This is a genomic window from Flavobacterium ichthyis, assembly GCF_009915155.1.
Classification (GTDB): Bacteria; Bacteroidota; Bacteroidia; order Flavobacteriales; family Flavobacteriaceae; genus Flavobacterium; species Flavobacterium ichthyis.
Genome location: NZ_JAABLM010000006.1, coordinates 100,378 through 125,699, shown reverse-complemented (window position 1 = coordinate 125,699; position 25,322 = coordinate 100,378). Strand labels below are relative to the sequence as shown.

Here is a 25,322-nt window from a genome sequence, read left to right as displayed (position 1 = left end):
TTTTTATTTAAATGGGCAAGCTGCTAATAAACCTTTTTGCAATTGATTTATTTTTTGTGCTTTGGGTAATGAATTATAATCTGAGATGAGTTGTAACCAAGCAGTTTCTGTTACTATTTCTTGTATATATTTTGGGGCATAATTATCAATCTCTATGGACTCAAAATAATCTTGATATTTGATACCGTCACCAAAAATTTTATCCGAAAACTTTACATATACTGCTGGAATTCCGTAGGCATGAGGCACGATAACTCCATGTAATGAAGAAGAAATTATATTTTCACATTCCAAAATTTCATTACAAACGGATTCTACATTATTTGTCATCAAATCAATAACTTTAATGTGTGGCGAATTAGCGTATAAATTACAAATTGTTTTATAATCTACATAATGAGGAATGATGCCAACCTTGTATTTTTTATCAATCTTGGGATTATGGTACAACGGAAGCAACAAAGCCGGATCACCATAAATTTCAGGAACATTATATCCTTGTGAAATTAAATGTTTTCGGGTTTGTGGCCCGCGAACTGCAGTAAATATTGCGGGCTTCACAGGATGGTCTTTCGTGATAATGCCACTTCCCCAAACCGTACATTTGCCGTTAACTTGACTTAAGATACTTCCGGCTGTAAAGTATAAGTTAGTATTCTTAGAAAACAATCCTCTCTTTTTAGGATGCAACCATTTTACTGGTTTATTTGATATTTTTTCAACTAAATATTTCCCCACTAAATCACCAAAATTTTCTTTGTCTTTATGACCTAAGTAAATTTCGCTCCACCAAAATAATTTTATTTTATGATCCTTAAACATATTTGGCCAATAATTAAAGTTCAATTTTAAGTAGCATTCCACTTAAATCTGTGTTAACCCGATAAATGTATGGTTTTGAACTGTAAAATGAAAGAAGCTGTAAAAGGATTTTATCATTCACTTCTTTTAGGTTATAAAATGATTTAGTTTTATAGCCAAACGCTTTTTTAAATTGATGTTTTAAAGTGTTTGGTTCTTGGCTTTTTTTAATTGTGATTTCTACTAATTGATTAGTTGCCAAAGGTAATTGACCGTTTAATAGATAGTCAATGTATTTTTTTTCGTTAGTAATGTTAATTTTAAAATCTGCTGCTTTGTCCAATAACGCATCATTGTCTAAAATTACACCCCATCCATTTTGATGATTGTTTTTCGGATTCCGTTCGTTTTCGAGCAAGTGTAAATGGTTGATTTCGGCTATTCTACTTAGTTGCAAACTTGCCGTTAGTGTAGCGCTTTTTTGCGAATTGAAGTTTGGATGCCATTGGTGTAGCATTAGTGTTTTATCAGCATAGAAAAAAACTTCGCAATTTGCTTTTTTCAATCGATTGTGAAAATCCGTATCCTCTGCTCCCCAAAAATGAAAAAATTCGTCGAAACCTGAGATTTCTTTGGCTTTTGAGATTGGGAAAAGCGTCATACCGGTCGCTTCATGATTAGAATAAAACTTTATTTGGTATGCTTCAAACGCCTGATTTTTTTTTGATTCTGTTTCTGAAAGAAAACCTACTTTAAAATAAACCGCTTGATTAGGATTTTTAAGACGGGTTAACTCTTGACTAAACTGGGGATGAAAAATCATATCCACATCTGCTACAAAACCATACTCGGTTTGTATTTTTTTAATTCCAAAATTCAAGGCTTTAGATTTGTTCCAAGGTTGGTACCTTGTGGGCAAATAATAATATTTTGCAAAAGTATATTCATTTAAAAGTGATTGCACTTCATGAGATATAGCCGCATCAGAACCGTAATCTAAAAAATAGACTTGAAAATTTTGTGCTGTTTGAGCACGTAGGGAATCTAAAGATTTTTTAATTCTTGAAATTTCGCGGTTTCGATATGGGTAAAGGATTGTGAACATTTTTTTTTGTGGCTAGGATGACATACTAAAAGTAATTTTGCGATTCGTTTTTAGATAAGCCCTTATATTTCAGCAAAAGATTCATCACACGCCGTTTTAGAATAAACTTACTAAATAATTTCGTTTTAAACCAATAATTAAAAGGTTGGGATTTTAAAAAAAAACGAGGTGGCAAATTCGCCTGGCTTATATCTTTCTGGGAAATCGAATTAAATACTTCGTCCATCCAGGGCTCAAATACATTTCCCATATGATGTGCAAAATTGTCTTCGGTTGAAAGCCGCCACAAGTCACGTTTGACAACTGGCAGGTCTAAAATTTCTTTTTCACTATCACCTCCTAATTGATAATTAGAATGTTTACTTTGTAATTTATCAAAAATTTCTCCTAAGTAGGTTGTAGCAAAATGTCCGGCTCCAACTACCGCTTTAAAGCTTCCGTTTGAAACAGTTAAATATTTTTTTAAATGATTCTCATTATAAAAATTAGGGTTTCCAATACTATTGGCAAACATTTTTAACGCTTCTGGATTTCTAACTGATGTAAATTGTAGCTTCTTACTTAATAATAGATTGAACCAAATATTAGACGTATGTGTTTTAAATGATTTTGATGAAGGTGTCGGACAAACCGCTCCTGTTTTCGGAAAATACCGAAACACATCATAGGTTGCATTTTGCCAACCGTTTAAAAACAAAACATCGGCATCTACCACACTAACAAATTGAAACCGATGCCCACAAATTCCTTTAATGACGGAGTTTAATTTACCTATGGATGTTGTATGAAGTAACTCTTGAATTTTACCTTTTTCCAAAAGACTATTTAAATATTCAATCACTGCTGGACAACTGCCATTGTTGATAACCGAAATATATGTTTTTTGATGAGAGGTGACTATTAATGACGATAAACAGTATTTCAAAATAACCAAACTGTCTTTAAAATAACCTTCAAGAATCGGAATATAAACTGGAACAATTACTTGATGAAAGTAATCGCTTTTTTTTACTATTTTATCTTTATTTGGATTGAAACCTACTCGCATTTTTTCAAATCCCGTTAAGGATTATTTCATTTTGTCAGTTCGAAAATATTTTTCCAACGAATTTAAAATAATTTTTGATATTTCCGTGTTTAAGTAAGGCAAACTGTACTTTGAAAAAATGGTTTAAATTTTTCTTGTTACTTAGGTACGATCGAGTAAGCTGTTGTAAAAAAATTTCTTTTTGCTCCTTCGCAAACGTAAAACCATGGTTGTTTAATAGGTAATAATGATATAAAAAGGAAGCATCGTATTTTTGGCGTGTATTTCTATAATTCCCAGAAATACTAATCCTCGAGATGCGGATATAAATTACAGCATCATTACATGTGAAAATTTGTTTTGAACCAGCAACTTCCAAAACCGCCAAAATATCAGAATACCATCCTAACGGAAAAGACTTAAATCCACTTTGGGAAAGTTCAGAAATTCTAAAAAAATATTCACTTAACGAACTTCTTGTTTTCCGCTCTAAAAAGTCATATCTAGTTTCAAACTGTGGATGCGTGTAAATTTCAGAAAAAGCATTTGAGTTTTCATCGATTTTTACCGATGCAAAACGGCAAACATTACTTTTTTTACGTAGTTGCTCATTCTTATAAAATTCTTCCACAACATTTTTCCCTAAAACATCATCATCTCCTAAAATATTGACCCATTCTTCATCATCAATTAAAGCGATACATCTTTCCCATTGTTGAGTTAAAGAAGTCCCACCCAAATTACTTTTAAACCGATGATAAATAAAATCAAATTGCCCCTCAAACTTTTTAAGCGCTATTTCGGGATTTTCAGGACTGGCATCATCACCAATGTAAACCTTGAATCGTTTGTTCGTCTGGTCAGCTAATGATTGTAAAGTTTCCTCAAAAAAGGTAAGTTTATAATATGGAATTACTATGGCTAACAAAATTTTACATTTTTTGTTTTAACAATTGTGATAATGAATTTTTCATTCTTTTATCATCAGACCTTAGTTTATTTCGGCCTTTTTCTCCTTCGACATAAAGGTTTGGCAAGTGATGAATGATATTATCTTTAAATTCTGAGATGCAAATTAATTTTTCCATACCACCATATAAGTAAATATCAGTATTAACCTTGCATTTTACACTGTACTTGTTTTCGCGCTCTAGTTTGAATCCCAATCTTTTTTTTAGTTTTCTTTTTAAAGTGGCAAGAAAAGTTTTTTCGTTTACCAATGCTACAAAATTTATTTTGCTTCCTATGTTCAGCAGTTGTTGTTTAGTAAGGATAAATGAGGCTTGATGAACATTGTTAAAGTGAGCGAAAATTTTGTTGTCATAAACTTTAACTGATTTAAAATCCCAGTCAAAATCGGCATGATAAGCGGGGTAATAATAATATCCGTCTTTCTCCTCGAATTGAATTAAACCAGGAATTTTATTTTTGGGTAAAATAGCTGTATATTCTAGGTGTTTGTCGATATGTTTTTCGAGAAATAAATGATCATTTTCTCCATATATGAATAGTTCATAATCATTTCTATTTTCCCAAATTGTTTTGCGGCATGTTAAGGGTAACAATTGGTAATCCTCTAATTGGTATATATTTACCTTGTCAATCAACTCAATATCTAAGTCGATATTGGAGTGTACGATTATTGTAACCTTGTATTTTTTAAAGCTTTTAAGCTCGTCAACCACTTGCTTTAAATAGTTGAGTTGTTCATCGCCATAATTAACTAATACTGCTAGAATTTTTTTCATAATTTTTAGGCAGACAAGTATTTCAACAAAATTACATTTAAGCAATTTAATGAACTACTTACAATGAAGTTGAATATTTATATTTCTCAGTTGCAATAACACATACCTCTTTGTAACCTTTATACACTTCAGTAAATATTTTGATATTTTTTTGATGAAGAACAGAAATTAAATCTTTTGCAGTTTCTTTCTCTCCTAATCGTTGATAGTCATCAATGATAATGATAAATTCGTGTCCGTTACTAAATTTTTCTGCCAATAATACAATATCATATCTGGAATAGTTTTTACTACCAAAAGGACCATCTACGATATATAAATCAAAAGGTTGGGAAATTGTAGCAGCTAAATTAGTATAGGCATTTGAAGGCAAGTTCTTGATTTCAACCTTCTGTAGATTATGAATTTTAATTGTAGTATTGGGCGAGATGCCATTCAAGGTTTCAAAAGTATTTCGCCAGTTTTCATCTTGTTCAATTACAATGTGATTGGTATTCGTTAACTCATTATTTAAATAAGCCATTATAAATTTTGTCGATTCTCCAAGACCCATTTCTACAATAGAATGTGGTTTATAATCATTTAGGATACGGTTCAACAAATAAAAAAAAGTATAATTTCCAGCCCATCTACCCACATTTAATGGCATTTCCTCTAACCACTTTTTCCCCCTAATGCTATCATGATAGATATGTGCCCACTCATTCTCACGACTCAAGCGTAAAATTTCGTTTTGGTCTGCTAATTGTTTTTTAATTGCAGTTTTTATTCTTGTAATCATTGATAAGCTACTTTAAAATCAGTTAAAATTTTACTTTGAATTGGCGGTACTTGTTTTCCGGTTCCGTAAAAATCACCATCAGTTATTTCGAAGCTAAACGCATTTTGGATATAATCACTAAGGGCTTTATTTACTTCAATATATAATGTTACATAGTACAAACCTTTATTCAAATTGAGCTTTTCAATATGAAATGTTACTTTAGAAAAAATATCATTAGTATTTTTTTCGACCAAATAGTCGCTCATCCATAGAATCCTTTGCCCTAAAGCATCATCAATTCTCAAATCAAATCGAATTTCGGAAGGTTTTTTATTAAATTTATTTTCCAAAAGGACTTCTAATGAGAAAGGCGCTCCTACCTGTGGCAAACTATTTTCTGTAGCACCAAAAACACAAATGTTTTTAATTTTGACAACTCCGTTTCCTTTTCTATCGGTTACGTGTTCCAATGTTCCCTCAGATTTATTGCCCTCCAAATAATTAATGATAGCATCTTCTACGCCTCCCATAAAGTCAATTGATCCATTTTTAATCACAATTCCCCTGGTACACAAACTCTTCACCGCCGCCATGTTATGGCTTACAAAAAGTACAGTTCGGCCTTCGCCTCGGGAAATGTCCTGCATTTTGCCAATGGCTTTTTTCTGAAATTCTGCATCACCTACAGCCAAAACCTCATCCACCACCAAAATTTCGGGTTCTAAAAAGGCAGCTACTGCAAATGCTAACCGTACTGTCATCCCGGAACTGTATCGTTTTACAGGAGTATCAATATACCGTTCGCATCCGCTAAAAGAAATAATTTCGTCTATCTTACTTTTAATTTCTTTTTTGGTCATGCCCAAAATGGCACCGTTGAGGTAGATGTTTTCACGTCCTGTCATTTCGCCATGAAATCCTGTTCCTACTTCTAGCAACGAGGCAATTCGTCCTTTAGTTTTGATCGAACCAGTTGTAGGCGAAGTCACGCGGGAAAGAATTTTAAGCAACGTGCTTTTTCCGGCACCATTTTTCCCTATAATACCCAAAACTTCACCTTGCCTCACTTCAAAACTAACATCTTGCAAAGCCCAAACATAGTCAGACGAGCCTTTCGTACTCCTGTCATTGATTTCTCCAACCTTTAGATACGGATCTTCCTTACCTCTAACCGAAGCCCACCAACGATTTAAATCATGCGAAAGTGTTCCCGTGCCTACTTGACCTAAACGATATTGTTTGGAAATATTTTCTGCTTTTAAAATAATGTCACCCTCCATGGTACTTGAGATATTAGGCTTAAAATTCTGCCAAATATAACAAATCTGTCCTAGACTGCATCGTTCGCCATCACATTCTTATCAAAATGTTAAAATGAACATTTTAAATTTTTACACTAATCCTACCTATTTAAATTTTCTTGTATGCGTGATATGATTATAAAATTCCAAGTTTAAAGTTTAATGCTTTAGCTTTATTCCCGAGAGTTTACAATATAACGTTTCAACACTCTTCAAACCTAGAAATCATTAACTCTTTCAATCATAAATCCTAAACCATATTTTCTTACCTTCGCCCTCATAAATGAAAAAAAGAAAAAGATGCTGTTTTTCACGAAAAAGAAAGCCATTTTAGCCGAATTAACCGAAGGATTGGTGGACATTCACTCCCACTTAATTCCTGGTATTGATGATGGCTCAAAGTCTTCCGATCAATCCATGTTATTAATTGGTAGTCTGAAAAAAATTGGCTTTACTGAATTTATTGCCACCCCTCACATCATTAAAACCGTTTGGGATAACAGTCCAGAAACCATTTTACCTGCCCAAAAAATCCTAAATGATGCATTAAGCAATATTGGACATGATTTTCAAGTTAGAGCAGCCGCAGAATACATGATGGACGATTCTTTTCTAAATTTGCTTGATACCAATACCCCATTATTGACTTTAAAAGACAACTATGTTTTGGTTGAAATGTCATACATAAATCCGCCAATTCAGTTACACGATATTATTTTTAAACTGCGTTTGGCGGGATATCAACCCGTTTTGGCTCACCCTGAAAGGTATTTATTTTACCATAACAATATTTCAGAGTATAAACGATTGAAACAATCCGGTTGTTTGTTTCAGTTGAACCTGCTTTCCACGGTAGGATATTATGGCGAAAAAATAGCAAAAGTTTCCGAGCAATTATTAGCATCCGGATTATATGATTTTGTAGGTTCGGATGTGCATCATGAAAACCACGTTAAAAGTTTTCAGCGTCGTATTACTTTCAAAGATGCCCAATCTTTAAAAGATTTAGTACGCAATAATAATCAATTCTCTTCCCATTAGCTTTAAACTGAAAAGGGTTAATTTCTCCTATCTAAAACTATGTTTTTCAAAAAAATTTTCAACCAGCCTATCAATTACAAAATAGAAATATTGGCTGGACTTACAGTAGCGATGACTATGATTCCTGAATCGTTGTCTTTTGCCATCCTTGCCGGATTAACCCCTTTAACCGGTTTATATGCTGCCTTTTTAATGGGATTAGTAACAGCCATTTTTGGTGGTCGTCCTGGAATGGTTTCTGGTGGTGCTGGTGCAACGATAGTGGTCATGATGACCTTGATTTCAAATCATGGAGTGTCTTATCTGTTTGCCGCGGTAATATTGGCAGGTATTCTTCAAATGGTCGTGGGTATTTTTAAATTTGGAAAATTTGTCCGCCTAATTCCACAACCTGTAATGTTTGGGTTTTTAAACGGTTTAGCCATCATTATTTTTATGGCACAAATCTCCCAATTCAATAGCAAAACTAACGGTATCACCACTTGGCTTCAGGGAACCGAATTATACACCATGGCAGGACTAACCTTATTTACGATTGTATTAGTTTGGTTGGTACCCAAATTAACCCGTGCAGTTCCCGCTTCTTTAATTGCAATTGCCGTGGTATTTGCCTTGGTATTTTTCTTAAATATAGATACAAAGAAAGTGGTGGACATTGCCACAGTAAGTGGTGATTTGCCTTCTTTTGCCATTCCCAAAATTCCATTTACTTTTGAAACGCTCAACATAATTTTTCCTTATGCTTTAATCATGGCAGGTGTTGGACTGATTGAATCGTTGCTGACCTTAAACATGACCGATGAGATAACCAAAACCAAAGGAAATGCCAATAGAGAAGCGCTAGCACAAGGATTGGCTAACATGACCAACGGTTTTTTTGGTGGAATGGGCGGTTGTGCGATGGTGGCACAAACTTTAGTAAACCTAGAAGCTGGAGCCAGAACGCGTTTGGCGGCAATCATTGGGGCTGTAACCATTTTAGCAGTCATTTTGGTCGGAAGTTCTGTTATTGAAGAAATCCCGGTAGCAGCTTTGGTTGGCGTGATGATGATGGTAGCCATTAGCACTTTTCAATGGACTTCTTTTAGAATCATCAATAAAATGCCAAAATCGGATATTTTTGTAGGAATATTAGTCGCCGCAATCACGGTTATTTTACACAATTTGGCTTTAGCTGTATTAGTTGGGGTTGTGATTGCAGCGCTTGTTTTTGCGTGGGACAATGCCGTAAGGATTAGAGCGAGAAAATCAATAGATAGTAACGGTCGGAAGGTTTATGAGATTTTTGGTCCTTTATTTTTTGGGAGCAGTACAGCTTTTGTAGAAAAATTTGAACCTGAATCAGACCCCAATGAAATCATCATTGACTTCCAAGAATCACGAATTGCAGACATGTCGGCCATTGAAGCCGTTAAAAAAGTAACCGAACAATACAAAGCAATCAACAAAGTAGTGGTTTTAAAACACTTGAGCCCGGATTGCATTCAATTATTGCAAAATGCTTCGGGTTATGTAGAAGTTAACATCAGCGAAGATCCTACTTATCGTGTCATGCCGGAATAATCATTTTATTTCGCTATTCAAAATGATCAATTCCAAAATATAAACAGTTTGGTTTGAGGTTGCCCATCACTGGTTTTGTTTCATAAAAATAGCGCTTACGCAAAATTTAAGTATGCTGAGTCCATTTTGCGAAAGCGGAATTCTTCAAATTTTGAGCGTACATCTGTAAAATTTTGGCAAAAAAAACCGCTCCAGATTGAAGCGGTTTGAGTAATTTTTGCGTAAGCGAAATATTTATTTTTTACCAAAAAACTGACGGTACCATGGTTTTTTCTCTTCTTCTACACCGTAACCGTAGCCGTAACCGTAACCATATCCATATCCTTTTTTCATGATTTCGGTATCGTTAAGAACTGTTGACATGTTTGGTAATTTACCTTCGTTATAGAAATTTTCTGGTACAACCAGCATACGTTTGTCAAGATAATTGGCACGAATTACATAGATAAATGCGTCAGCGTTTTTAGCAATTAGTACGGTATCAGTTACCACGCTAACTGGTGCGGTATCTACAATGATGTAGTCATACTGTTCGCGAAGCGTGTCAAACATCCGGTTTACTTTATCATTCATCAATAATTCGGCGGGATTTGGTGGAATTACCCCTGATGCCAGTACATCTAAATTTTCAAAATTTGGAAGTTTATTGATAAATGATTCGAGATTGGCATCTGGTTTTGAAAGGAAATTGGTAATTCCTTGCGGATTAACAGGCATGTATTCGGACAATTTTGGGTTTCGAATATCCATACCTACTAGCAAAACTTTTTTGCCACTTAAGGCAATAGTAGCCGCAAGATTTACGGAGATAAATGTTTTTCCTTCACCTGGAATGGTGGAAGTTACAAAAATTGTTTTTCCTTTTTGATGTGTAATTCCTGATAATATGAATTCTAAGTTTGTGCGAATAATCCGGATGGCTTCCGCAGAGCTTGAACGACTTGTAGTGCTGATTAATTCGTTATGCGAGTCTGATTTAGGGACATCTCCTAAAAACGGAATTTCAAAACGTTTTTCTAAGTCTAAACGGGTTCTTACTTTAGTGTTCAATAAATTTGACAAGTAGATTACAGCAAATGGTATTAGTAAACCCATAATTAACGCTCCAAAATAAATAATCATTTTTTTAGGCGAAACTGGCACTTTAGAAAAGCTTGCTTCGTCAATAATTTTGGCGTTTTGCTCGGTGGCTGCAAATGTTAAGGCTGTTTCTTCTCGTTTTTGAAGTAAATATAGATAGAGTTCTTCTTTTACTTTTTGCTGACGTCCAATAACTCTAAATTCACGCTCTAAAGTGGGCACTTGCGATTTTTTGTTACCAATAATATTTTCTTGGCGACTTAGGTTATTTTTAGTGATATTTAACGCCGATTGCATTTTTTGCAAACTTTGGGCAATATTAGCCTTTAAAGATTTGATTCGAGCGACCGTATTGGCAACTATAGGATTTTCGGCAGTTGCAGTTGCTGATATTCTTTTATATTCTAAAATTAACTGGTTATATTCTGTGATTAGGGCTGAAGCATCACTGTCTGTTGAAAGCAAATTAGTGGGAATTAAATCTTCAGGACCGCTTGAACGCAAGTATTCGCGCATACTGGCGACTACATTTAGTTGGATTTCTGTATCAATAACTTTTCTTTCATATTCAGAACCGCTAGTTAAATATAGCTCTGCTTCTCGAGGTATATCGGTTAGATTGTTGGCGCGTTTGAATGCTTCCGCATCTTTTTCAACGTCGGTTAATTCTTCGCTTATGAGTTTCAATCTCGTGGAAATAAACTGAGAAGTTTTTTCTGCCACCATGTTCTTCGCCTCAACTGCATCATCGTTATAAATTTCTACCAACTTGTTTAAGTAATCGGCAGCTCTTTGCGGAACGGCATCATCAATAGAAAGTTCTAACACGCTTGTAAATTTTCCTACTGGGGAAACTTGTAAAAGTGAGCGATATTTAGCGGTAGTTTGTGCGATTGGAAGAATTACGCAATCAATTTGAAAATTGGGTACAGATTTAATATCATTTAATGAAATTGATAACATTCCTTGAGGGGTTTTTATCAATTTTCCAAATTCAAATGTACCAAGTTCATTTTCTTCGCTTGTTAACAACTTAAATTTGTTAGCTTCTTTTGTAGATTGAATCGTAAAAAATACGGTTTTTTCTTCGAATTGTTCATTTGGACTGAAGATAGCCTTGATAGGAGAATTAGTGTATAAATCAACCGATTTTACGCGACCATTAGAGATGTAATAGACATTTAAATCGAGTTCATCTACTGTTTTTCCTGCTAAGGTTCGAGATTTAAGCACTTCAATTTCATTGTCAACGTTATTTTTAGGACCGCTTCCAGTGAGTTCGGAAAGTACACTTAATTCTGAAGCTACTCCTCCTCTTCGATCATCTTTTACAAGAATTGTTGAGGTTGCGTTAAAAATGGGTGTAGCATAACGCAAATACAAAAATGCTAACGTTAAAAATACTATGATTGACACGATAAACCATTTCCAATGGATGCGGTATTTATCGATTTCTGTTCTTAAATTAAATTCTGGTTCGGTGTTCGTTCGGGCGTCAGTATATTCAGTCATATTTATCTAATAATTAGCGCAATCACGGTCAAGAGTAATGATAAGGACGAGATGATGATGGATGTGTTTGGTCCTACTGCAGATGCGTTAATTCGTGTTTTGTTAGGTTCTACATAAATAACATCATTTTGTGCAAGGTAGTAATAAGGGGAGTTTAAAAAATCAGCTTGTGTAATATCTACTCGAGCCATTTCTTTTTTCCCTCCATTGTCTCGGATCACTAAAATATTATTTCGTTTTCCGTAGCCTGTTAAGTCACCTGCCATACTCAAAGCTTCAGGTAACGTGATGCGTTCACTATTAATTGGAAAAACACCTGGGCGGTTAACTTCTCCTTGTACAGTAATCTTATAGTTTAGGATTCTTAAGTTAATTTCTGGATCTTTTATGTATTTCTTTAAGGCCTCTTTAATAGTAGTAACGGCTTGTTCGCGTGACAATCCTGCAAGTTTCATTTTACCAACCATGGGGAAAGAAATTTCTCCTGCAGCATCTACAAGGTAGGAATTCATAGGTACGGATTCATTTCCTAATCTCATACTGCTAATGTTGCCATTGGTAGATTGGTTAAATGGTGCTGTGACTTCAGGATCAATCCCCATTACAGTAATCATTAATAAATCATCTGGATGTATTGCTGTTTGATACTTTTGCTCATTAACAGCATTAACAACTTCCTCAATATTTTGATAATAATTATATCCTTTTTTAGATGCACAGCTTGTACTGATGAGCAGTAACGCAATTCCTATAAACAGTAGAATTTTATTTTTTTTCATTTAATTTTTTTAGAAATATTTATTGACAGCAATTTTTTAAGTGTTCGATACTGACTTTTCGTCTAAGCTTGAAAACTCGGAGTTCAAACTTTTAAATTCTGGTACAATTTGTTTCATTTGCCATACCAATTGTTCGTTACTAACATCAGTACCCGAATTTATAATTTCTTCCACAGCCTGACTAACAAATTCATAATTGTCAAAAACTTCCTCAGCAATCATAATTTTTTTGTGGTGAGTGGGCAGGGTTTTGGCTGCATCGTTTAGTAATTCTTCAAATAATTTTTCTCCCGGACGAAGTCCAACAATTTTTATTGAAATATCTTTATTAGGAATATATCCTGCTAATTTGATCATTTTTTTGGCTAAATCTATAATTTTAACCGGTTTGCCCATATCAAATATGAAAATTTCTCCTCCTCGTCCCATAGCTCCTGCTTCAAGAACCAATTGACAGGCTTCTGGTATGGTCATAAAATACCGAATGATTTCGGGATGTGTGATGGTAATAGGACCGCCTTCTTCTATTTGCTTTTTGAAAAGTGGCACAACAGACCCGTTAGAGCCCAAAACATTTCCAAATCGAGTGGTAATAAATTTAGTAGTATTACCGTTAAGTGCTCGATTTTTAAAATAAAGTGATTGTACATATTTTTCGGCGATTCTTTTTGAAGCCCCCATAACGCTACTTGGGTTTACCGCTTTGTCAGTAGAAACCATTACGAAACGTTCAACCGCGTATTCCACGGCTAAATCAGCCATATTTTTTGTACCTAAAATATTGGTAAAAACGGCCTGACAAGGATTTTCTTCCATCAATGGCACGTGCTTATATGCTGCAGCATGATACACCACTTGCGGACGAATGTCTTTAAAAATTTGATCCATTACCGTTTTATTCCGTATGTCTGCCAGAATATTTCGGATTTGCACATCAGGATTGATGGAGGCTAACTCTAGGCTAAGCGAATGTAAAGGTGTTTCGGCCTGGTCTAAAATAATAATTTGTCTGGGATTAAAATTTATTACCTGTCGCACAATTTCGCTTCCTATGGAACCAGCGGCTCCAGTTACCATAATGGTTTTATTTTGCAGTTGTGCAGAAATTGCTTTCATATCCAAAACGATAGGTTTTCTTTCTAACAAATCTTGGATTTCAAAAGTTTTAATATTTCGAGCAATGTCTTCTTGGTTTTCCCAGTCAGTCACTAACGAGACTGTAAATACTTTGTAATTAAATTCTAAACAATCCTCTACTATTGCCATTCTTTCCTGCTTGGTGAGCGATTTATCGGCAATAATTACAGCTCTAGCTCCAACGGAACGCATCATCACCGGAACTCTGTGTTTTAGAGGAATAATGGGTAAATCAAGAATACGCTTTGAAGCATTTTGCTTGCTTTTTTCAATAAATCCTAAAAGTTTAAATCTCGCGGGACTTTCTGCGCGAAGTGCATTTGCGACAGCAATGGCATTATTGTTAAACCCATAAATGAGTATAGGTGTAACTTCGGCTTCTTTGCTTACGTTAAAATAACGTTCAAACGTTTGTTTTACTACTATTCTATAGAAAAACAAGAAGAAAAAGGACAATACTGTATTAAGAAAAAGTCCTGTGTTTAGATATAATTTAAAATCGTGATCCAGTAAAAAGACAAAATTGACGAACACCAATGTGATGAGTGCACAAAGTTGTGTAAAAAATAATTTCACACCGTCTATATAGGATGAGTGGCGAATAATTCCACTATAAGTTCTAAAAACCCAGAAGAAGAATATATTGACTACAAAATAAACGCCTAACGCTTCTGCCAAAAAATCATAGGGAATAAAGATCAACTTCATCCCTCGCAATAACAAATAAGTAAGTAACCCGGTTAGAATGACTATTGAAATATCTATTATCAAAATCACCCATCGGGGTAAGTAACCTAAATTTTTGAAATTAAATTTCAAGTTTAAACTGCCCGCCACTTCTGAGGCATTGGACTTAAATTTCTGATACGGATTCATCCAACTCCATTAATTTAATTCTCGGGGGGAAATTTTACGCAGCAAAGTTAGCCGAAAAATTGAATATGTTAATATATTTCACCCTTAATTTTCGCAAAGTTTTTCGTTTAATTGATGTTTTTGAGCGATCGTGCCTGATTCTGTACTCAACAACTTTTTTATGGTGTAATTGCCAATAATCCTTAATGATGTTTTATTAATTTTACTACAAATTTGTATTAAATACTTCATTCAATACCTTTTGAATGCGGCATCTATCTTTATCTGAAAGATTTGACCCAGATGGTAAGCACAAGCCGTTTTGAAACAATTTTTCTGCAACATTTGAGCCGTAGTAAGGATATTGTTCAAATATGGGTTGCAAATGCATTGGTTTCCATAATGGACGACTTTCAATGTTTTCTGTCTCAAATGCTAACCTTAAAGTTTCGCGTGTGATGCCGTTTGTTTTCTCAGGATCAATTACAATTGCTGATAACCAATGGTTAGAGAAGTAATCCGATGAAGGTTCTTTCAGGATTGTCACTCCTTCTATTTTTGAAAAAAATTCTGCGTAAAAATCATGCATTTTTCTTCGAAGTGCAATGTGCTTGTCCAACACCTCCATTTGCCCACGACCAATTCCTGCCGAAATATTACTCATGCGGTAATTATATCCTACTTCGCTGTGTTGATAATGTGGTGCATTATCTCTGGCTTGAGTGGATAAAAAAACTGCTTTGTCTTTAATCGCTTTTGTTTTTGTAACCAAAGCCCCACCTCCTGACGTGGTGATGATTTTATTTCCGTTAAAAGAAAGCGCTCCAATTTCGCCGAAGGTCCCACATTTTTGCCCTTTATAGCTACTTCCCAAAGCTTCTGCACTGTCTTCTAAAATTGGGATATTGTATTTTTCAGCAACTGCGTGAAGTGCTTCTTTTTGATAGGGCATTCCATATAGATGAACGGCGATAATTGCTTTTGGTTTTGAGCCTTTTTCCATTCGGTCTTTAATTGCTTCTTCAAGCGCAATAGGGCAAATATTCCAAGTTGTGGATTCGCTATCGATAAAAATGGGAGTTGCTCCTTGGTACATAATTGGATTAGCCGATGCCGAAAAAGTCATACTTTGGCAAATCACTTCGTCACCTGCTTTTACACCTAAAATTATCAAACCTAGATGCAATGCTGCTGTTCCGGAACTTAATGCACCAACATAAGAATTTTCGCCAACATATTTTTCTAAATCATTTTCAAATCCGTTTACATTTGGTCCGAGTGGTGCTACCCAGTTTTCTTCAAAGGCTTGGTTAACATAATTTTGTTCGGTACCACCCATGTGGGGTGATGACAGCCATATTTTTGATTTATCCATTTTGTTTATTTGGTGTAAAAGTTTTAATTATGATTTTTAAGTCTCCAATAAATGATCGATTATAGTAATATTCAAGATTCATTTTTACTTTATCGGGGAAAATAACCTCGTCGTTGTATTGCAGCGGATTGATTTGATTGGCAAGTAATTGTTCTTCGTTTCGATATTTAATAGAAGCTTCACTGGTAATTCCTGGTTTCAATTCTAGTATTTTTCTGTTTTCTCCTTGCAATGTATCGTAGTATCCTGGAATGTCTGGACGCGGACCTACGCAAGTCATTTCTCCTTTTAAAACATTGATTAACTGTGGTAATTCGTCTAATTTTGATTTTCTTAAAAAACGTCCAATACCAGAAATTTTTCTTGTTTTTGGGTGAACGGTTTTGAATTTAAAAATCGTAAATGTTTTTCCGAACCTCCCTACTCTTTTTTGCAAAAATAATCCGTTTGAATTAGTATCAATAGTACATACTAAAAAAATTAATATAGCAAATGGTAAAATAACCAGAATTGCGAGTAATGCGACTATGAAATCAAAAATGCGTTTCAATTAACTTTCGGAATTATATTTGATTATTTTTCCCGGATTGCCAACAACTACGGCAAAATCTGGTACATCTCTTATTATTACGGTTCCTGCTCCAATTAGCGCATTTTTTCCAATAGTTTTAACTCCCGTCATAACTGTTGAGGCTATCCCATGGTAAGCATATTCCTTTATTTCGATTGAGGCTCCAATATTAGTGCCTTGTGAAAAAAAACAACCTGTGGCAATATTTGTATGATGTGCTATATTTACTCCCATACTTATCATGACTGAATTTTCGATAACTGTGTCCGGCATGATATATGTTCCGGGTAAAATATATACAGCATCTCCTATTTTGACGCTCTTATGGATTACAGTTTGCGGATGTATAAACGAAGGCGTTTTGAAGCCTGCTTGTTTTAATTCTTTTAGAATTTCTACTCTTAACACATTATTTCCTATAGGTACAAAAACTGACACGGCTTTATCAACCTTATTCAAAAGAAAATCCCTATTTCCTATTACCTTAATATTTTTTATACTCGAATTTAATAGGGTTTCATTGTCATCGATGTAACCTATGATGTCGTAAAAATCCTTTAAATATTCGGCATAGACTTGTCCATAAGTTCCAGCACCAACGATAATACACTTACTTTTCATTGCTAATTATTTCCATTAAATCTCTCGGTTGTAGCTTTGCCTTCTTGAGAAATACCTTCTCTTATTAAAACTTTTTTTACAGTTTTAAAAATAATTTTAAGGTCTAATAAAAAAGATATATTGTGAACGTACCAAACGTCATATTCAAATTTTTTTGTCCAAGAAATGGCATTTCGCCCATTGACTTGTGCCCAACCAGTAATTCCGGGACGTACGTTATGCCGTTTTTTTTGTTCTTGATTATAAATTGGGAGGTAATAAGTTCTCAAGGGTCTCGGGCCAATTAGTGACATATCTCCTTTAAGAACATTTATTAATTGTGGAATTTCGTCTAATGATGATTTTCGGATAAATGATCCCGTTTTGGTCATACGGTCTGAATCGGGTAAAAGATTTCCTTGGTCATTTTTTTTATCATTCATGGTTTTAAACTTAATTATTTTAAATATTTTTTCGTTTAAACCAGGTCTTTCTTGCAGGAAGAAAGGTTTTCCTTGATTAGCAAAATAAAGTGCAACCGTTACCAAAAGAAATATTGGACTTAAAATTATGAGTCCGATGAAGGCTAATACGAAATCTATTAATCGTTTAAAAAATTGTTTGTACACTACGATAAGTTTTTATATTCTTTTAAAATTTCATTCCAAATAAAGGCCCGCTCATAATTTTGAATCATAAGGTCACGGCTTTGAATCCCCATATTTTTTGACGTGCTTCTGTTCTGGATGCACCAGCTCATTTTATCTTGTAATTTTTCGGAATTTTTCACAGGAACAATCCACCCATTTTCGCCATCTTTAATGATTTCATTACAACCATTGATGTCTGACACTATACAATTTAGTTGCATAGCTGCAGCTTGCATTACTACATTAGGAAAACCTTCGCGATAACTCGGAAAAGTCAAAACATCTGCGATACCGAAATAGGGTTTCACATCGGTTTGATAACCAACTGAAATAATATTTGGATTATTATTTATGCTATTCATAGTATTAGAACTTAGTGGATCCAATTCAGGCTCATAACTTCCCACCAAAATTAATTTTGCTCGTTCCGAGTTGAGATTTTCGAAAGCAGCAACCAACTCATTTAGCCCCTTGTCACCTACCAATCGCCCCACAAAAATGAACACAAAATCTTGTGCCGAAATTCCAAGTGATTCTTTTAATAAGGCTTTTTGCTCATCAGCGTTTAACGCCGGATTAAATACAGAGGTATCAATTCCGTTTGAGCTACCGTTGCCTAAAACTTTAATTTTAGAAATTTTGGTAAATTTTTGTTCAATTATAATATTTTTTAACCCATATGAATTGGGATAGATTTTTGTAGCACAACTATAGGTTAACTTTTCTATAAAGTTTAGTAATTTTCTTTTGTTTCCTGTAGCCACAAGTAATGGCATTCCGGCAACGGTATGTAATCGATGAGGCACACCACATATTTTGGCAGCCATCATCCCTAATAATCCTGCTTTTGGCGTATGGGTATGTACAATATTTGGTTTTTCTTTTCGAAAAATTTTTATCAGTGCAAGCAAGGCTTTTAAGTCTTTAATTGGCGAAATCGTCCGGGTCATTTCCACCGGAATAGTAGTGACGGCTTCATCTCGTGAAACCTCATCCAATATTTCTGATGGACTGGATATCCCAATTACTTCAAAACCATTTTCCGATATAAATCCCAGCTGTCCTTTTAATAGTCCACGCAAAGATTGAGGAACGGTGGTGATACGGATAAGTTTTGGATTATTCATTGAGATTCGGTTTTATTTTTTATGATTTCTAACATTAAAAATTATAATGATGGCTTAGTAAATTTAATTATTTAAGTTGCTGAAACTTTACAATTGACTTTCGCTCTTTTGCTGTAATTAATGGTATCATTAATATAATAGGAAGTAATTTGGCTCTATGTCGAATATTGGTTCCAAAGTTAGAGGCTCCAAACGAAAATGCAAATGCCATGATAAAGATGGTAACAAATAAAAATTTCGCAGCATCAGATTTTTCATGAATTAATTTATTTTTAAAAATATTAAAAAAAAGTACAAGGTAAAACAAGGCATCTATCAATCCGATTGCTTGCCCACCAGATCGAACAAGAAATGGGATTAAGGGTGCAAATAAAAAAGCTATAATCCTTACAGGAATTAGCGCAAGGTCAGTAATTGAACCTTTTAATACCAGCCAATCTGGATAATTTGATCCGGCATCTTCTTTCATTGCTCCTCCTCCGTCCGAAGCTATTTCTATAGCACTTTCAAACGAACCGCCAAATTTACTTAAACCAATACCAGTAGTGTTAATAAAAAATAACCCGCCAATCGCTAGACTCACTACTAAAACTTTGGAAAAAACACCAATCTTTTTCGCAAATATCGTAAGATACAAAATTGCTCCTAAAAATAGCGCAAAAACAGCTGAATGAAAGATGGATGCTACTGCTCCTGTTAATAAAAAAACGGTAAAATTTAAAGCGTTTTTATTTTTTAGATATTTTATAAAATAGAGCAAAGACAAGGAAATAAAAAAATGAATAGGCTGTTCCCTTAAAATGATGACCGACATAATTGCCATATTGGGAAATAATCCTGCAACCCAAGCAGCTCTATTGGCAAATTTGTAATTTTGGGTAATAATGTAAACAGCTCTATGTATATTAAAAATGGTACATAATCCCAAAATTAAATATACAAAACCCCATATCATAGGCTCACGTCCAACGATGGAATAAATTACAGAACCTATATAACCGTTAAGCAATGCTCCGTTCATAAAAATTTCCTGATAACTATGCCCATAATTATCATTAATCATTCGATAAGCCCAACTGTCAAACATAATGGTATCTCTACCGGCTTGCGGAAGATTGGTTACAAAATACTGTATATACCAAAGCACCAACCTAAAAAGGAATGCAATGGATAAAATTGTTATTATTTTATTTTTTTGCAATATCTTAAATTTATTGGTTTTGAAATTCTTTAATAATTGTATCTAAGTTTACTTGAATATTAAATTTTGTATCCACTAATTGCCGCCCATTTTCCCCATGAATAGTGGTTAGATTTTTATCTAAAATATATTTTTCTATAAATTCAAACCACGCAGTGTCTTCTACCAAAAATCCATTGTAATTATCTTGTACCACCTCAACATTCATGCCTACTGGCGAGGCTAACACTGCAACATTGCAACCCATATACTGAATTAACTTGTACGAACATTTACCCAATTCCCATGGGCTAAGCTCCAGCGGCATCACACCGATATCAAATTTATTGATTTCTAAAACTTCTTGATTTTCGCTCCAAGGTATATAATTTATAAAATCTATAGTGTCCGGATAAGGTTTTGCACCAATAATATTGACGTAAAAATGAGGATAGCTTTCTTTAAGTTGATAGAATGTAGGAAGTAGTTTTTCTACATATTTATAAGTAGAGGGCGACCCAATCCAACCCAAGGTAAAGTTTGCTTTATTTTTATTATCAATTTTTTTATACTTACCAATATCTATTACCGTAGGTAAAAGTTTAATATTTTTCGCCCCTGCTTTTTGGGCTCTTTCGGCAAGGTAACTATTTCCTGCAAAAACACATTGGCTGTTTTTCATCACGATATCAATTTTATCATGAAGGAATTTTTTGATAAATGGATTGCGGGACAAATCGTATTTATGAAAAATAGCATCGTCATAATCTACATAATATTTTTTGCCCAAGCGGTTTAAGGCAATTTCAATCCAAGCAGGAAAATACGGAAATAATTCTTTTTCGATTACTATAAAATCATACCTAAAAATAAAAAGAAGACTTAAAAACCTTTTTACATATCCCAAAAATAGATAAAGAAGTTTTAGTTTACTTTTTTTATACAAATAGGATAAATATTGGTTACCAAAAAGGGCTTGATGTGTTATACGAAAACCTTGTTCTTCCAAAAACGGAAAAAACTGAATACTTCGAAGTCTGCTGCTTGCTCCAAGTTTAGTATATTTCGTAAAGTATATTACTTTAGGCATTTTTTTCGGTAAAATGATTAACGGATGAAATAGAATGTTTAACTAATTTTTTTAACAATTAACTTACTAACGTAATTGAATACGCCAAAAATCCGGTGCGAATACATTTTTAGTATCGTGAAAACCTGCTTAAATGCTCGTTGATTAAAATAATCTATTAGGATTAAGGCAACTAGTTTATCTAAATAACGTTTTTCGCTTTTAGATTTTCCGGTATAGTCAAATTTATGAAACCGTTTTTCTAACGGCATGACATAATGAACACTTCGATTTTCTGCGGCAATGAAATAAATGGCTGTAACTGTTGGGGTATAAAGCAATTTAAAGTTGGTAAACAAATTGTACCAAAATTTTACATCTTCGCCATATTTAAGTTGCTCATCAAATAAACCGGTTTCCATCACTTTGGATTTTTTAACCAAAAGCGTTGAGGAATTAAACCTTGGATAGGGGCTTGTCATAAACGCACAATAATCTTCTACAACTATGACTTTTTGGAGCTGAAATTTCTCGGCTTCAAATAATTTTGAGTTTGATTTATAAAAGCTGGTTCCTATTCCTGCTACATCTGGAGCATCATGTTCCAAAAGTCCGGCAGCTAAAACCTCTAGATGCTTGTGATGCCAAATGTCATCGCCGTCTAAAAAAGCAATGTATTCATTTTTAGCATTTAAAATCCCTTGATTTCTTGCAGACGAAACGCCTCCATTGGGTTTATCGACCACAACAATTCTATCATCAGAAAACCTTTGTACCACTTCCAGACTATTGTCTTTAGACCCGTCATTTACAATAATTAATTCAAAGTTTGTAAAGGTTTGCGCCAGTACAGAATTAATAGTATCTGTAATGCTTTTCTCTTTGTTGTACAACGGAATTACTACAGAAATCATAACGTATAAGTTTGTGTAAAATTTAAACGTGCTCTTTCAATAGTTTCGGCTATATAAAGCGGTTGCTGAATGTTTTGATCAAAAACAATATTTTCTATTTCTTTGGCAATTTCCTGCGGCGCGATTTCTCCATCTCCCAAAAGATATTGTTTTGCTTGCCCTACATCATTTAAAAAATCGGTGCATTTTCTATGATATTCAAGTAAAAAGAATGGCGTATTGCTATAACAGGCAAAGATACTGGCATGAAGCCTGGTGGAAACAACGGCATCACATTCGGCAATTTTCAAGAACATATCTTGTACTTTGGGCAAATACGGTATCACTTCAAAGTTTAAATCGTTAGTTATATTGAGGCGATTTATTATTTCGAAGGTTAGCTTTTCGTCACCCATAATGTCATTTCCGTTAAAGATAAAAAACCTAAAAAGTATATTTTTATGGATTTTTAATTTGCCAATCAACGATTCTATAAATTGATTTCTATTCGCTTCTTTGGCGAGATTACCTCCGGTATAACTTTCATAATTACAAATGCTTATCCCTACAATTTTTTGTGGTTTTGTAGTGATGCTTGATTTATTAAACTGGTATATTTCCGGCATTAGTGCTGCTAAATCAAATGCTTTTACAGGCTGATATGGTAAGTTATAACTTTGGGCTAACTTAAAAGAATATTCGTCTCGTAGTGCCAAAAAATCGAGCGTTTTTAGGTAAGCAATGGTATTTTTTTCGGCTTCAGTATTTCGGAAAGGTCCTAATGAAATGCCTATGGCTCCGGTTTTTCCGCTAAATCCTAGTTTTTTTTTCAATTTGGCATAAGTACGGAGGTCGGTTTTTTTTAAGGCAGAATGAAAGGTTGATCCTCCTGCCGATGCAAAAACGTCGCTAAGAAAAACATCTTTTACGGCTTTGGCGAAATTAAAATGATTTTTATGCGGTGGATAAAAGGTGGTTGGGGTAATGGTTTTGGGAAGGTCTTTCGCAAAAAAGAATTGCTCTGTGGATTCCCAATATTTTTGAGCTCCCCAAGCAGACACTTCTACAAAAGCATCATCTCCAGAATTTTTTACACCGTAATAACCGTTAAATATCGCTTTCATACTGTTTTACAATGGGTTTTATGTTTCCTTTAGATTTTTCGTTCATATAAAATTTACCTTCAGCTTTCAATCTATCATATTTGTCTAGGTCTCTATATTTTATTAATTTTCCCGGATTACCGCCAATAATCGCACCTTTTGGAACATCCTTAGTAACGACTGTTGACGCTGCAATTATGGCGCCTTCACTAATCGTCACGCCAGGTAAAATGGTTACGTCGCCACCAATCCATACATTTTCTCCAATTACCACTTTTTTAGCGATTGTTAATTCGTCATACGGAATAATAGTGTCGCTATCATAATTATGATTACCTGTATAAATCTTTACTCTGGGTCCAACTAATGCCCCATCTTTAATTTCAACTTTTCCATATGTTGAAATCCATGAATGAGGACCGATGTAAGCATTTTTTCCGATAAATAAATTTTCAGGTTTTGTCACATCTATCGGATAAGATATAACAGTATTAGTTCCTCTTGCTCCAAGTCGTTTCATCACTTTTCTTGAAGTTAATTTCCAATATAATTTTACAATTTTATCAAACATTCTTTATAATATTTAAAAATAGAATAGGACAACAACCCAAAAATAGCTATTACTGAAAATAATCTTATAATGATGGCTTCATAATAATAAGTGCAAACAAAAGCTAACGAAAAAAGTAAAATCCAGATAGCGAAGTTCCATTTGCTGTAAAAAACTATTTTAGGCACAATATTTTTTGAAATAAAAAAGGGTACAAATAGTACATAGTTAATGAGGTATGAAATCATATACGACAATGCAAAACCCCAAGCGCCATAAGATTTTAGAAAATAAAAGACAACTAAGTTAGTCAATGCCCATTGTCCCATACTGAAAACGCTAAGCCACATTTTATTTTTTATAATCAAATCTCTGCTGACACCTCCTCGATTGGCAATTACCAAAGTTGAAATTACAGACATTCCGAGAATGGGCACAATTTCGGTATCTACATATTTATCACCAAGTATGGCGGCAACAATTTCGGGAAAAGATAAGATAGGAAATGCTAAGAGTATTGAAATAATCCATCCTCCAAAATAGTTAAAAAACTCTTTTTTAGGTGTTTTTTCTTCTGATTTTGACAGAAAAATTGGCAAGAGTACGTTACTTATTGATCCGTTAAACATTTGAATAGCAGTGGAAAAAATAATTACGGCACTGTACAGTCCTAATTGTTTATAGCCGTTGGGTTGGTTTACAAGTAAAGTATTTAAAAACCAAATCGTAGGAGCTACAATTATTGTGCTGAGTGAAGCAGGAATGGCAAACTTGTAGATGGTTTTTACATTGTCACGCCAATTGTGTAAATTGATACTTACGTTGTGAAGTTTACCTTCGTCTCTAAGTAATTTTTGCAATACTACCGAAACTAAAAATATTGCGATTAAATTTCCCAAGAAAGCACCTGTAACACCACCGAAATAGCCTCCTATCGTTAATCCCGAAAAAAGAAAAATACCTTGCAGTATATTAGAAAAGGAATTTTTTCTATAAGCTTGAAATCCTAAAAGAGCTCCCATTTGGGTACCGTTTAACGCTACAAACATTAACGTAAAACTCCCCATAATTAAGGGCAGTTGAAGGCTTTCGTTGTTTAAAATATTTTCTACAATAAAACCCGAAAAAAGTGCAATTAAAATTGAGACTACCGTACTTAACAATAAAACTAAAGAAATAGACGCTCCTAAAATTGATGAAGTACCCGCTTTGTCATGATCTTTACGTTCAGATACATATTTAGTAGTAGTAAGCCCAATTCCTAAAGAAGCAAAAATTAAGAAGTTATCAATTGTGGATTTAATCATTCCAAATTCGCCATATTCAGAAACTGTTAAAATACGAGCCAATATAATAGAGGCTAACATTAACAATCCTCTGGAAACAAGGGTTCCTAATGTCATCCATAAGGAACCATATAAGAGTTTTTTTATAAAACTGGATTGATTAATTCTACGAAATATTGACGGTATTTTCATGTATGTTTTTTTGG

At 34.2% G+C, this 25,322-nt stretch carries 23 protein-coding genes; 2 read left to right on the top strand and 21 right to left on the bottom strand.

The genetic code is table 11. The features are described from left to right. Positions 1–3 precede the first annotated feature (3 nt). Genes GV828_RS06440 through GV828_RS06410 form a run of 7 tightly spaced genes read right to left on the bottom strand, consistent with a single transcriptional unit; the run spans position 4 to position 6,724 of the window. Positions 4–822, bottom strand: a complete 819-nt coding sequence (locus GV828_RS06440) for a polysaccharide pyruvyl transferase family protein (protein WP_166536664.1) — start codon at positions 820–822, stop codon at positions 4–6. A gap of 13 nt (positions 823–835) precedes the next feature. Further along, entirely contained in the window at positions 836–1,906 is a 1,071-nt protein-coding gene (locus tag GV828_RS06435; RefSeq protein ID WP_166536663.1) for a glycosyltransferase family 2 protein, read from the bottom strand. Between the two features lie 25 nt (positions 1,907–1,931). Further along, positions 1,932–2,954, bottom strand: coding sequence for a glycosyltransferase family A protein (locus GV828_RS06430; RefSeq protein ID WP_166536662.1), 1,023 nt, complete (start codon positions 2,952–2,954; stop codon positions 1,932–1,934). Positions 2,955–2,988: 34 nt separating this feature from the next. Further along, positions 2,989–3,861, bottom strand: a complete 873-nt coding sequence (locus GV828_RS06425; protein ID WP_166536661.1) for a glycosyltransferase — start codon at positions 3,859–3,861, stop codon at positions 2,989–2,991. Between the two features lie 4 nt (positions 3,862–3,865). After that, entirely contained in the window at positions 3,866–4,681 is an 816-nt protein-coding gene (locus tag GV828_RS06420; protein ID WP_166536660.1) for a hypothetical protein, read from the bottom strand. A gap of 58 nt (positions 4,682–4,739) precedes the next feature. Further along, a complete protein-coding gene (locus GV828_RS06415) occupies positions 4,740–5,462 on the bottom strand; it encodes a hypothetical protein (protein ID WP_166536659.1) in 723 nt (240 codons plus the stop codon). After that, a complete protein-coding gene (locus GV828_RS06410) occupies positions 5,459–6,724 on the bottom strand; it encodes an ABC transporter ATP-binding protein (protein WP_166536658.1) in 1,266 nt (421 codons plus the stop codon). The genes GV828_RS06415 and GV828_RS06410 overlap by 4 nt, the downstream gene beginning before the upstream one ends. Before the next feature lie 321 nt (positions 6,725–7,045). On the opposite strand from GV828_RS06410, the gene GV828_RS06405 reads away from it, so the two are divergent. Together GV828_RS06405 and GV828_RS06400 are read left to right on the top strand one after the other, a co-directional pair. Then, on the top strand, positions 7,046–7,786 hold the full coding sequence (locus GV828_RS06405; RefSeq protein ID WP_166536657.1) for a tyrosine-protein phosphatase: 741 nt from the start codon (positions 7,046–7,048) through the stop codon (positions 7,784–7,786). Positions 7,787–7,825: 39 nt separating this feature from the next. Further along, positions 7,826–9,349 carry a SulP family inorganic anion transporter gene (locus tag GV828_RS06400; RefSeq protein ID WP_166536656.1) on the top strand — a complete coding sequence of 508 codons (1,524 nt, stop codon included), beginning with the start codon at positions 7,826–7,828 and terminating at the stop codon, positions 9,347–9,349. Positions 9,350–9,583: 234 nt separating this feature from the next. On the opposite strand, the gene GV828_RS06395 is transcribed toward GV828_RS06400, so the two are convergent. The 14 genes from GV828_RS06395 to GV828_RS06330 form a co-directional block, all read right to left on the bottom strand. Then, positions 9,584–11,941, bottom strand: a complete 2,358-nt coding sequence (locus tag GV828_RS06395) for a GumC family protein (RefSeq protein WP_166536655.1) — start codon at positions 11,939–11,941, stop codon at positions 9,584–9,586. 2 nt (positions 11,942–11,943) lie between these two features. Next, positions 11,944–12,720 (bottom strand): polysaccharide biosynthesis/export family protein, encoded by a 777-nt coding sequence (locus GV828_RS06390; protein ID WP_166536654.1) that lies wholly within the window; start codon positions 12,718–12,720, stop codon positions 11,944–11,946. 36 nt (positions 12,721–12,756) lie between these two features. Next, positions 12,757–14,565, bottom strand: a complete 1,809-nt coding sequence (locus GV828_RS06385) for a polysaccharide biosynthesis protein (RefSeq protein ID WP_235935421.1) — start codon at positions 14,563–14,565, stop codon at positions 12,757–12,759. A 373-nt stretch (positions 14,566–14,938) separates the two neighbouring features. Next, positions 14,939–16,087, bottom strand: coding sequence for a DegT/DnrJ/EryC1/StrS family aminotransferase (locus GV828_RS06380; RefSeq protein WP_166536652.1), 1,149 nt, complete (start codon positions 16,085–16,087; stop codon positions 14,939–14,941). Next, complete coding sequence (locus tag GV828_RS06375) at positions 16,080–16,637, bottom strand: sugar transferase (RefSeq protein WP_166536651.1); 558 nt, start codon at positions 16,635–16,637, stop codon at positions 16,080–16,082. Before GV828_RS06375 ends, GV828_RS06380 begins: the two co-directional genes overlap by 8 nt. After that, complete coding sequence (locus GV828_RS06370; RefSeq protein WP_166536650.1) at positions 16,638–17,279, bottom strand: acetyltransferase; 642 nt, start codon at positions 17,277–17,279, stop codon at positions 16,638–16,640. It abuts the gene before it with no gap. A gap of 2 nt (positions 17,280–17,281) precedes the next feature. Then, complete coding sequence (locus GV828_RS06365; RefSeq protein WP_166536649.1) at positions 17,282–17,887, bottom strand: sugar transferase; 606 nt, start codon at positions 17,885–17,887, stop codon at positions 17,282–17,284. Next, positions 17,887–19,035 carry a glycosyltransferase family 4 protein gene (locus tag GV828_RS06360; RefSeq protein WP_166536648.1) on the bottom strand — a complete coding sequence of 383 codons (1,149 nt, stop codon included), beginning with the start codon at positions 19,033–19,035 and terminating at the stop codon, positions 17,887–17,889. The genes GV828_RS06365 and GV828_RS06360 overlap by 1 nt, the downstream gene beginning before the upstream one ends. Before the next feature lie 67 nt (positions 19,036–19,102). Beyond that, on the bottom strand, positions 19,103–20,098 hold the full coding sequence (locus GV828_RS06355; protein ID WP_166536647.1) for a hypothetical protein: 996 nt from the start codon (positions 20,096–20,098) through the stop codon (positions 19,103–19,105). A 148-nt stretch (positions 20,099–20,246) separates the two neighbouring features. Beyond that, positions 20,247–21,305 carry a glycosyltransferase family 4 protein gene (locus GV828_RS06350; RefSeq protein WP_166536646.1) on the bottom strand — a complete coding sequence of 353 codons (1,059 nt, stop codon included), beginning with the start codon at positions 21,303–21,305 and terminating at the stop codon, positions 20,247–20,249. A 38-nt stretch (positions 21,306–21,343) separates the two neighbouring features. Beyond that, entirely contained in the window at positions 21,344–22,198 is an 855-nt protein-coding gene (locus GV828_RS06345) for a glycosyltransferase family 2 protein (RefSeq protein ID WP_166536645.1), read from the bottom strand. Next, on the bottom strand, positions 22,195–23,301 hold the full coding sequence (locus GV828_RS06340; protein WP_166536644.1) for a polysaccharide pyruvyl transferase family protein: 1,107 nt from the start codon (positions 23,299–23,301) through the stop codon (positions 22,195–22,197). Before GV828_RS06340 ends, GV828_RS06345 begins: the two co-directional genes overlap by 4 nt. Beyond that, the gene (locus GV828_RS06335) at positions 23,285–23,851 is read right to left on the bottom strand and encodes an acyltransferase (RefSeq protein ID WP_166536643.1); all 567 of its coding nucleotides are present in this window, start codon (positions 23,849–23,851) and stop codon (positions 23,285–23,287) included. The genes GV828_RS06340 and GV828_RS06335 overlap by 17 nt, the downstream gene beginning before the upstream one ends. Then, positions 23,833–25,308 (bottom strand): oligosaccharide flippase family protein, encoded by a 1,476-nt coding sequence (locus GV828_RS06330; RefSeq protein ID WP_166536642.1) that lies wholly within the window; start codon positions 25,306–25,308, stop codon positions 23,833–23,835. The genes GV828_RS06335 and GV828_RS06330 overlap by 19 nt, the downstream gene beginning before the upstream one ends. Positions 25,309–25,322: the final 14 nt, after the last annotated feature.

What these genes read in the sequence shown, in the direction of transcription:
- GV828_RS06440 (WP_166536664.1), bottom strand. Translation starts at nt 822, where the DNA reads ATGTTTAAGGATCATAAAATAAAATTATTTTGGTGGAGCGAAATTTAC.
- GV828_RS06435 (WP_166536663.1), bottom strand. Translation starts at nt 1,906, where the DNA reads ATGTTCACAATCCTTTACCCATATCGAAACCGCGAAATTTCAAGAATT.
- GV828_RS06430 (WP_166536662.1), bottom strand. Translation starts at nt 2,954, where the DNA reads ATGCGAGTAGGTTTCAATCCAAATAAAGATAAAATAGTAAAAAAAAGC.
- GV828_RS06420 (WP_166536660.1), bottom strand. Translation starts at nt 4,681, where the DNA reads ATGAAAAAAATTCTAGCAGTATTAGTTAATTATGGCGATGAACAACTC.
- GV828_RS06415 (WP_166536659.1), bottom strand. Translation starts at nt 5,462, where the DNA reads ATGATTACAAGAATAAAAACTGCAATTAAAAAACAATTAGCAGACCAA.
- GV828_RS06410 (WP_166536658.1), bottom strand. Translation starts at nt 6,724, where the DNA reads ATGGAGGGTGACATTATTTTAAAAGCAGAAAATATTTCCAAACAATAT.
- GV828_RS06405 (WP_166536657.1), top strand. Translation starts at nt 7,046, where the DNA reads ATGCTGTTTTTCACGAAAAAGAAAGCCATTTTAGCCGAATTAACCGAA.
- GV828_RS06400 (WP_166536656.1), top strand. Translation starts at nt 7,826, where the DNA reads ATGTTTTTCAAAAAAATTTTCAACCAGCCTATCAATTACAAAATAGAA.
- GV828_RS06395 (WP_166536655.1), bottom strand. Translation starts at nt 11,941, where the DNA reads ATGACTGAATATACTGACGCCCGAACGAACACCGAACCAGAATTTAAT.
- GV828_RS06390 (WP_166536654.1), bottom strand. Translation starts at nt 12,720, where the DNA reads ATGAAAAAAAATAAAATTCTACTGTTTATAGGAATTGCGTTACTGCTC.
- GV828_RS06385 (WP_235935421.1), bottom strand. Translation starts at nt 14,565, where the DNA reads ATGAAGTTGATCTTTATTCCCTATGATTTTTTGGCAGAAGCGTTAGGC.
- GV828_RS06380 (WP_166536652.1), bottom strand. Translation starts at nt 16,087, where the DNA reads ATGGATAAATCAAAAATATGGCTGTCATCACCCCACATGGGTGGTACC.
- GV828_RS06370 (WP_166536650.1), bottom strand. Translation starts at nt 17,279, where the DNA reads ATGAAAAGTAAGTGTATTATCGTTGGTGCTGGAACTTATGGACAAGTC.
- GV828_RS06360 (WP_166536648.1), bottom strand. Translation starts at nt 19,035, where the DNA reads ATGAATAATCCAAAACTTATCCGTATCACCACCGTTCCTCAATCTTTG.
- GV828_RS06355 (WP_166536647.1), bottom strand. Translation starts at nt 20,098, where the DNA reads ATGATTAATGATAATTATGGGCATAGTTATCAGGAAATTTTTATGAAC.
- GV828_RS06350 (WP_166536646.1), bottom strand. Translation starts at nt 21,305, where the DNA reads ATGCCTAAAGTAATATACTTTACGAAATATACTAAACTTGGAGCAAGC.
- GV828_RS06345 (WP_166536645.1), bottom strand. Translation starts at nt 22,198, where the DNA reads ATGATTTCTGTAGTAATTCCGTTGTACAACAAAGAGAAAAGCATTACA.
- GV828_RS06340 (WP_166536644.1), bottom strand. Translation starts at nt 23,301, where the DNA reads ATGAAAGCGATATTTAACGGTTATTACGGTGTAAAAAATTCTGGAGAT.
- GV828_RS06335 (WP_166536643.1), bottom strand. Translation starts at nt 23,851, where the DNA reads ATGTTTGATAAAATTGTAAAATTATATTGGAAATTAACTTCAAGAAAA.
- GV828_RS06330 (WP_166536642.1), bottom strand. Translation starts at nt 25,308, where the DNA reads ATGAAAATACCGTCAATATTTCGTAGAATTAATCAATCCAGTTTTATA.